Source organism: Cryobacterium sp. RTC2.1 (genome assembly GCF_035018685.1).
GTDB lineage: Bacteria > Actinomycetota > Actinomycetes > Actinomycetales > Microbacteriaceae > Cryobacterium > Cryobacterium glucosi.
Genome location: NZ_JASJXJ010000163.1, coordinates 1 through 8,223, shown reverse-complemented (window position 1 = coordinate 8,223; position 8,223 = coordinate 1). Strand labels below are relative to the sequence as shown.

At 69.4% G+C, this 8,223-nt stretch carries 9 protein-coding genes and 1 pseudogene; 8 read left to right on the top strand and 2 right to left on the bottom strand.

Annotated elements, in window-relative coordinates:
- Positions 1–41 precede the first annotated feature (41 nt).
- On the bottom strand, positions 42–527 hold the full coding sequence (locus QN357_RS16115) for a DUF3180 domain-containing protein (protein ID WP_322189208.1): 486 nt from the start codon (positions 525–527) through the stop codon (positions 42–44).
- Positions 524–895 (bottom strand): 2-amino-4-hydroxy-6-hydroxymethyldihydropteridine diphosphokinase, encoded by a 372-nt coding sequence (gene folK, locus QN357_RS16110; RefSeq protein WP_323505191.1) that lies wholly within the window; start codon positions 893–895, stop codon positions 524–526. Before folK ends, QN357_RS16115 begins: the two co-directional genes overlap by 4 nt.
- Before the next feature lie 117 nt (positions 896–1,012).
- On the opposite strand from folK, the pseudogene QN357_RS16105 reads away from it, so the two are divergent.
- From QN357_RS16105 to cls, 8 genes and pseudogenes are all read left to right on the top strand, one after another.
- Positions 1,013–1,297: pseudogene (locus QN357_RS16105) on the top strand (PH domain-containing protein); the annotation flags it as partial.
- Positions 1,294–2,985 carry a PH domain-containing protein gene (locus tag QN357_RS16100; protein WP_322189210.1) on the top strand — a complete coding sequence of 564 codons (1,692 nt, stop codon included), beginning with the start codon at positions 1,294–1,296 and terminating at the stop codon, positions 2,983–2,985. The pseudogene QN357_RS16105 and the gene QN357_RS16100, both read left to right, overlap by 4 nt.
- Positions 2,982–3,785 (top strand): Rossmann-like and DUF2520 domain-containing protein, encoded by an 804-nt coding sequence (locus QN357_RS16095; protein ID WP_134560058.1) that lies wholly within the window; start codon positions 2,982–2,984, stop codon positions 3,783–3,785. Before QN357_RS16100 ends, QN357_RS16095 begins: the two co-directional genes overlap by 4 nt.
- Positions 3,782–4,672, top strand: a complete 891-nt coding sequence (panC, locus tag QN357_RS16090; RefSeq protein ID WP_322189212.1) for a pantoate--beta-alanine ligase — start codon at positions 3,782–3,784, stop codon at positions 4,670–4,672. The genes QN357_RS16095 and panC overlap by 4 nt, the downstream gene beginning before the upstream one ends.
- A 107-nt stretch (positions 4,673–4,779) precedes the next feature.
- A complete protein-coding gene (lysS, locus tag QN357_RS16085; protein WP_134446298.1) occupies positions 4,780–6,345 on the top strand; it encodes a lysine--tRNA ligase in 1,566 nt (521 codons plus the stop codon).
- A 5-nt stretch (positions 6,346–6,350) separates the two neighbouring features.
- Entirely contained in the window at positions 6,351–6,563 is a 213-nt protein-coding gene (locus QN357_RS16080) for a hypothetical protein (RefSeq protein ID WP_134446299.1), read from the top strand.
- Between the two features lie 12 nt (positions 6,564–6,575).
- Positions 6,576–6,749: a hypothetical protein gene (locus QN357_RS16075; protein WP_166787248.1), complete on the top strand. Its 174-nt coding sequence runs from the start codon at positions 6,576–6,578 to the stop codon at positions 6,747–6,749.
- A gap of 6 nt (positions 6,750–6,755) precedes the next feature.
- Complete coding sequence (gene cls / locus QN357_RS16070; RefSeq protein WP_134446300.1) at positions 6,756–8,219, top strand: cardiolipin synthase; 1,464 nt, start codon at positions 6,756–6,758, stop codon at positions 8,217–8,219.
- The last annotated feature ends 4 nt before the right edge of the window (positions 8,220–8,223 follow it).

Here is an 8,223-nt window from a genome sequence, read left to right as displayed (position 1 = left end):
CGGGGGCAGGGGGTAGCGGGGCGGCGAATCCCTCAGTGGTGTCAGGCACGCACTTCTCCTCGTTTGCTGTTCTCGTCGTCGTCCGGAGGGAGAGTACAGAAATGCTCGGCAACCAAACCACTCACCAGGAGGACCGCTGCGCCGAACGCCATCCCAATGGTGAGCCATACCGATGCTACCGCCGGAGTCACCGAACGGGTCAGCAGATAGAGGCCGAGGCCGCCGGCGGCTCCGAGCAGCAAGGCCCCGCTGTACGCGGATGCCTTTGCGAGCGCGGCGACGCGAACCGCCATGAACGGGTTGACCGGCTTGCGCGGCTTGCCGTCCAGGGCGCCTCTCGTGGACTTCCGGATCGGCCAGGCCAGGCCGAAGACCACGATCGCGCAGAGCACGAGGGCGAGGGCGAGGCTCGCCGGCGGCAGCAGGATCGAACGGCCGGCGGCCGCGAGCGTAAGCTCGAGCAGCAGCCCGCCGACGAGGGCGCCGAGCACCCAGGCGACGATCACGGAAGCACGCGTGCGCTTCATCGGCTCGCCTCCTGGGCCGGATAGCGGCGCACGGTCGAACCGATCGCGGCGAGGAGACCGGACACGGGTCCGCGGCCCGGCAGCACCGCGTCCGGGTCGAGGTCGAGCCAGGGGGCGAGGACGAAGTCGCGGTCTGCCGCACGCGGGTGCGGGAGGGTGAGCCGTGCATCCGCCTGTTCGAGCGCCCCGAAGACGACGACGTCGATATCGAGGGTGCGGTCGCCCCAGCGCTCGGAGCGCACCCGGCCGTGCTCGTTTTCGATGGTGTTGACCGCGTCGAGCAGGGTGAGGGCGTCTCCGGTGAAGCGGATGCCGACGGCCAGGTTCAGGTACCGGGGAGCGTCCTCGTCGACCCCGTCCGGTTTCACGGCAGCGGACTCGTCCTCTGCGCCGGCGCGACCGCCCTCTGGCTCCTCGCCGAGGTCTCCTGGGCGCCGATCGTGCTCGCCCTGATCGTCGTCGTGACCCTGGTCGTCGTATTGTTCGAGCCCCGCCGGGTGCGCTCGATCGGCTACCAGCTCCGGCAGGACGACCTCCTCTTCCGCCGCGGCATCATGTTCCAGCGTTTCGTCTCGGTGCCGTACGGCCGGATGCAGCTCATCGACGTCACCCGCGGCCCGGTCGCCCGCTGGCTCGGCCTCGCCGACCTCAAGTTCGTCACCGCCGCCGCATCCTCCGGCGTGCTCGTTCCCGGCCTCGCCTTCGATGACGCCGAGGCGCTCCGTGACCGGCTCATCGAACTCGCCGAGAGTCGCCGGGCGGGACTGTGACCACCCTCGCCGACGGGGAGTGGCACCGGCTGCACCCGGCGAGCCCGCTGCTGCGCGGCGGACTCTTCATCGTGGCTATCCTCGGTTTCATCATCAGCAACCTCCGTGAGCGCCTGATCGACTTCTTCTTCCACGTGCCGACCTACGGCGACGACCCGATCGACGAGCTCTTCCGCCGTGGCGCGGTCGGCTGGGCGCTGCTCGGGGTCGTCGTTATCCTCGTCGTGATCCTGGTCGCCTTCTACCTGTCGTGGCGGATGCACACCTTCCGCGTCAGCGGCGAGGTCGTCGAGGTGCGCAGCGGGCTCGTCTTCCGCAGCAACCGCCGCGCCCGCCTCGACCGCATCCAGGGCGTCAACATCGTGCGCCCGTTCATCCCGCGGCTCTTCGGTGCAGCGAAACTCGAAGTCAGCGTCGCCGGCCAGGACGCCAACGTGCACCTCGCCTACCTCGGCTCCGCGGCAGCGGATGCCCTCCGCCGCGACATCCTGCACCTCGCCTCCGGAGCCCGCGCGGCCGCGGCACTTCCCTCCGACGCCGCGGCGGAGGGCGAGGACTGGGTCGAGCACGCGGGCACCCGGGCGGCGGGCAGTGCCCTCGGCCCGTCCCTCGGCAGTGCCATCGGCACCGCGGCCGGCGGGATCGCCGGCGGGATCGGCGGCTTCGCGACCGACCGGGCCCACGAGTTCTTCGCCCCCGAACTCGACCCGGATGCCGCGCCGCCCGAATCCGTTGTGCGGATCCCCCCGGGTCGCCTGATCGGCTCCGTGATCTTCAGCGGCTTCACCGTGTTCGTGCTGATCGCGATCGCGGTGCTGATCTGGAGCGTCTCCGCCGGCGGCAGCGGCTGGCTGCTCATCGCGATCTTCCCCGGACTGATCGCGAGCCTCAGCTTCTACGTCAACCGCTTCACGAAGTCCCTGCGCTACAGCATCGCGGGCACGCCGGACGGGGTGCGCGTGGGCTTCGGCCTGCTCTCGGTGAGCAACGAGACGCTCCCGCCCGGCCGCATCCATGCCGTGCGGGTCTCGCAGCCGCTGATCTGGCGCCCGTTCGGCTGGTGGCAGGTGCGCATCAACACCGCTGGCCACTCCACGAACAAGGGCGCCGCCGGCGAGGCGCACACCACCACCCTCCCGGTCGGCACACTCGCCGACGTCGCCAGGGTGCTCGAACTGATCCTGCCCGGTTTCGACAGCGACTCCGGCTCCGAGAACGGCCGGGAGAAGCTGCTCGTCGACCACGGCGTGCGCTCACCCGGCGGTGACGACGGCTACACCAACGCGCCGCGCCGGGCCGCGTGGCTCCGTCCGTTCTCCTGGCGGCGCACGGGCTTCACCGTCGCAGCCGACACGGTGCTCCTGCGCCGGGGTTTCGTCAGCCGGGAACTCACGCTCGTGCCGCTCGCCCGGCTGCAGAGCATCGCGATCGAACAGGGCCCGATCCAGCGGATGCTGCGCCTCGCGAAACTCCGGGTGCACACCGTCGCCGGCCCGGTCGTCGCCACCCTCCCGGTCATCGACGTCCGCGAGGGGGAGAGCCTGTTCGAGCGCCTCTCCGCGGGAGCGATCTCGTCCGCTCGCGCCGACACCAGTCATCACTGGGCCGACCCCGGGCATCCGCTGAACCGGGCGATGCCAGACCGGCCGGCGCAGACCCTCGCACCGGCAGCGGAGGCGGCGCTGTGAGCGCCCGCCCCGGGCGTCTCGGCATCGGCATCGTCGGTGCCGGCAGGGTCGGCCCGATCCTCGGAGCCGCCCTCGCCGGAGCCGGCCACGCGATCGTCGGCATCTCGGCGATCTCGCAGTCCAGCCGCGACCGGGCGGAGGCGATCCTGCCGTTCGTGCCGATCCTGACCGTGCCCGAGATCGTCGAACGCAGCGAACTCGTGATCCTCGCCGTGCCGGACGCCCAGCTCGCGAGCCTCGTCGCCGGGCTCGCCGCGACGAACACGTGGCAGGCCGGGCAGCTCGTGCTGCACACCTCGGCGAGGTTCGGCATCGGGGTGCTCGCGCCGGCGCTCGCCCAGGGCGCGATCCCGCTCGCCATCCACCCCGCGATGAGCTTCACCGGCACGAGCATCGACCTCGCCCGCCTCGCCGACAGCTATTTCGCCGTCACCGCGCCGACCCCCGTGCTCCCGATCGGGCAAGCGCTCGTCGTCGAGATGGGCGGGGAGCCCGTCGTCGTCGCCGAGGGGGATCGGGCCCGCTACGCCGAGGCCGTCGAGATCGCCACCGCGTTCTCGACGTCCATCGTCGACCAGGCCGCAGCCCTGCTGACCTCGATCGGCATCGACCGGCCGGGCGGCGTGATCGGCCCGCTGATGCGCTCCGCGATGGAGAACGCCCTCTCCCGCACCGCGCCGGACCGCCTCGACCTGTCGGCACTCGACGACGACCTCGACGACCTCGACGATGCCGTCGACCCCGAAGACCCCACCGGCCAGAACGACCGCACCGACCGCACCACAACGGAGGACGAGTGAACGTGCTCATCAAACCAGAAGTCATCGGCACCATCGACGGGCTGCGCGAGCGCATCGCCGCCGCGAAGAGGCGTGCAGAGCCCGGCCCGGCAGCGCGGGTCGTCCTCGTCCCCACCATGGGAGCCCTGCACGCGGGGCACCTGTCGCTCGTGCGTCGCGCCCACGCCCGCGGCGGCATCGTCGTGGTCTCGATCTTCGTCAACCCGCTCCAGTTCGGGCCCACCGAGGACCTCGCGTCCTACCCGCGCACCCTCGACGCCGACGTCGCGGCGCTCGCCGCTGAGGGTGTCGCGTTCGTGTTCGCGCCCGAGGTGTCCACGATGTACCCGGACGGCGCCGCGGACACCCGCGTCACCGCCGGCCCGGTCGCCGCCCTCCTCGAGGGCGCCGTGCGCCCTGGCCACTTCGACGGCATGCTCACGGTCGTGACCAAGCTGATCAACATCGTCGGCCCCGACGTCGTCGTCTTCGGACAGAAGGACGCCCAGCAGGTCTTCCTCGTGCAGCAGGCGTTCGCCGACCTCAACGTGCGCACCGAGATCGATGTCGTCCCGATCGTGCGCGAGGCAAGCGGGCTGGCCCTCTCCAGCCGCAACCGCCGGCTCGAACCCGCGGACAAAGAGGCGGCCCTGGCCCTCTCCGCGGCGCTCACGGCCGCGGTCGCAGCCGCCCCCGACGGGCTGCAGGCGGCCCAGGTCGCCGCGCACACGATCCTCGCCGCCCAGCCACTGGTTAAGCTGGACTATCTCGTGGTCGTGAGCCCGCAGGACTTCCAGCCGGTCGCGGCGGGCTTCACCGGCCCGGCACGGATGCTCGTCGCCGCGCATGTCGGCAGCATCCGGCTGATCGACAACGAGGCCATCGACCTCGGAAGCGTACCCGCCTGAAGCGCTCGCCCGAAGCATCCGCACGACCCGCATGACCGCACGACGCGCACGACCGCACGAGCACGACCTCGCACCTGCACGAACCTGAATCGCCAACGGAGATCCGCATGAGCCAGCACACCGAAACGACCGAGCCGACCGAGCCGACCGCCGAGCAGGCGGTGCAGGCCGAGCAGGCCGAGCAGGTCAGGGTCGAGCAGGAGAACAGCGAGCAGAAGCTCGTGCGCCTCGCCAAGCGCGACCGCCTCATCCAGGCGGCAACCACGCCCGGCGGTGGGGCATACCCGGTCGGCGTTCCCGTCACCGACACGATCCCCGCCGTTCGTGCCCGCTTCGGCGACCTCGAAGCGGATGCCGTCACGGGCGTCACCGTCGGCGTCGCCGGCCGCGTGGTGTTCCTCCGCAACACCGGCAAGCTGTGCTTCGCGAGTCTCCAGGCCGGCGACGGCAGCCGGATCCAGGCCATGGTCTCCCTCGCCGCCGTCGGCGTCGACTCCCTCGCCGCCTGGAAGGACCTCGTCGACCTCGGCGACCACCTCTTCGTCGCCGGAGAGGTCATCTCCTCCCGCCGTGGCGAGCTCTCCATCATGGTCACCGAATGGCAGGTCGCCGCGAAGGCCTTGCTGCCGCTGCCGAACCTGCACTCCGAGCTGAGCGAGGAGACCCGGGTGCGGAGCCGCTACCTCGACCTGATCAGTCGCGAGCAGGCCCGCCGCAGCGTCATCCAGCGCTCGCAGACCGTCGCGAGCCTGCGGAAGACCTTCACGGACCGGAACTTCCTGGAGATCGAGACGCCGATGCTCCAGGTGATGCACGGCGGAGCATCCGCTCGCCCGTTCTCGACCCACAGCAACGCCTTCGACACCGAACTCTTCCTGCGCATCGCGCCGGAGCTGTTCCTCAAGCGCGCGGTCGTCGGCGGCATCGACCGGGTCTACGAGATCAACCGCAACTTCCGCAACGAGGGTGCAGACTCGACGCACTCTCCCGAATTCGCGATGCTCGAGGCCTACGAGGCATACGGAGACTACAACTCGATCGCCGACCTCACCCAGACGCTGATCCAGAACGCGGCGACGGCGGTCTCGGGCTCGCACGTCGTGACCTGGGCGGACGGCACCGAGTTCGACCTCGGCGGCGACTGGGACCGGATCGGCATGTACGACAGCCTGTCCGCCGCGGTCGGCCGCACGATCTCCCCGGAGACCCCCCTCGCCGAGCTGCAGGAGCTCGCGGCCAGGGAGGACGTCGCGGTCGAGCACCCCATCCACGGCAAGTACGTCGAGGAACTCTGGGAGCACTTCGTCAAGGGCGGCCTCACCCGGCCCACCTTCGTGATGGACTTCCCCGTCGACACGAGCCCGCTCGTGCGCGGGCACCGATCGGTGGCCGGCGTCGTCGAGAAGTGGGACCTCTACGTGCGCGGCTTCGAACTCGCGACCGGGTACTCCGAGCTCGTCGACCCGGTCATCCAGCGGGAGCGTTTCGTCGAGCAGGCCCGCCTCGCGGCCGGCGGCGACCCGGAGGCGATGCGCCTCGACGAAGAGTTCCTGCGCGCCCTCGAGTACGGCATGCCGCCGACCGGTGGCATGGGCATGGGCATCGACCGGCTGCTGATGGCCCTCTCCGGCCTCGGCATCCGCGAGACCATCCTCTTCCCGTTGGTAAAGTGAAGGCCATGAACACCCAGCCGCAGGACGACACCACCCCGGACGAGCCTTCCCAGGCAGCGGATGCCATCGACAAGGCTCCGACGGACTCGGCCTCCGAGCCCAAAGCGCCCAAGGAGCGCCAGCCGATCACGACCAACCGCATCGTGCTGTGGGTGATCGTCGCCGCGATCGGGATCTACTTTGTCGGCACCGGCCTCTACGGCATCCTCGTCAAGTAGTCTGAGGGAACTATGGACTTCTTCTGGGGTGCGTTCTTCTCGATCCTGCCGACGGTCGCGCTCGGATTGATCTTCTGGGTCATCATGCGCTCGATCCTCAGGGCCGACCGCACCGAGCGGAAGGTGTATTCGGAGATCGAGGCCGAAGAGCGCGCGAAGCTCGGGCTCGAAAAGCCCGTCACCTAACCTCGCATGTTCGGCATCGACATCTCGACCTTCATCCTCATTGTGGCCTTGGTCGTCGATTTCACCATCCGCGTCGTCGCCATCATCGTCGTACCCCGCAACCGTCGCCCGACGTCGGGTATGGCCTGGTTGCTCGCGATCTTCTTCATTCCCTACATCGGTGCCCTCCTCTTCCTGATGATCGGCTACCGCACCCTGCCGAAGAAGCGGCTGGAGATGCAGGAGGAGATCAACCAGTTCATCCTCGAGAGCACCGACGGGATCGAGCAGGTGCGTCGCGACCACCCGTGGCCCGGCTGGCTCGAATCCGTGGTCGAGCTCAACCGCAACCTCGGGGCGATGCCGCTCGTCGGCGGCAACACCGCGCGCCTGCTCGGCGACTACGAGGCGACCTTCGCTGAGATGATCGTCGACATCGACAAGGCCGAGAGATGGGTGCACGTCGAGTTCTACATCCTCTCCCTCGACAAGACCACCGCACCGTTCTTCGACGCGATGGAGCGCGCGGTGCAGCGCGGCGTGACCGTGCGGGTGCTGATGGACCACATCCAGTCGATGCGTAAGCCCGGCTACCGCAAGACCCTCCGCCGGCTCACCGAATCCGGGGTCAAGTGGGAGCTCATGCTCCCGTTGCAGCCGTTCAAGGGCAAGTGGCAACGGCCGGACCTCCGCAACCATCGCAAGCTCGTGACCGTCGACGGCGTCGTCGGCTACATGGGCTCGCAGAACATCATCGACCGCACCTACAACATGAAGTCGAACATCCGGCGCGGGCTCAAGTGGAAAGACCTGATGACCCGGCTCGAGGGCCCGATCGTCGCCGGGCTCAACGCGATCTTCATCACCGACTGGTACGGCGAGACGAACGAGCTCCTCACCCGCGACATCCAGGCGGTGCAGCCCACGACGGCGCCGCACACCCTGGACTGCCAGGTCGTGCCGAGCGGGCCGGGGTTCGAGGGCGAGAACAACCTGCGGCTCTTCCTCGCGCTGCTCTACTACGCGCAGGAACGCATCGTGATCACGAGCCCGTACTTCGTGCCCGACGAGTCGATCATGTACGCGATCACGACCGCGACCCAGCGCGGGCTGCACGTCGAGCTCTTCGTCTCCGAGATCGGCGACCAGGCCCTCGTCTACCACGCCCAGCGGTCGTACTACGAGGAACTGCTCCGGGCCGGTGTGATCATCTACATGTATAAGGCCCCGTACGTGCTGCACGCCAAGCACTTCACGATCGACGACGAGGTCGCGGTGATCGGGTCGAGCAATATGGACATGCGCTCGTTCAGCCTCAACTTCGAGGTGTCCCTGATGGTGCGCGGCCGCAGCTTCGTGCGCGACCTGCGCGCGGTCGAGGACGGCTACCGGGCCGACAGCAAGTTGCTCACCCTCGATGACTGGATGAAGCAGCCGCTGCGCTCCACCATCCTCGACAACCTCGCCCGCCTCACCTCCGCCGTCCAGTAGCCCC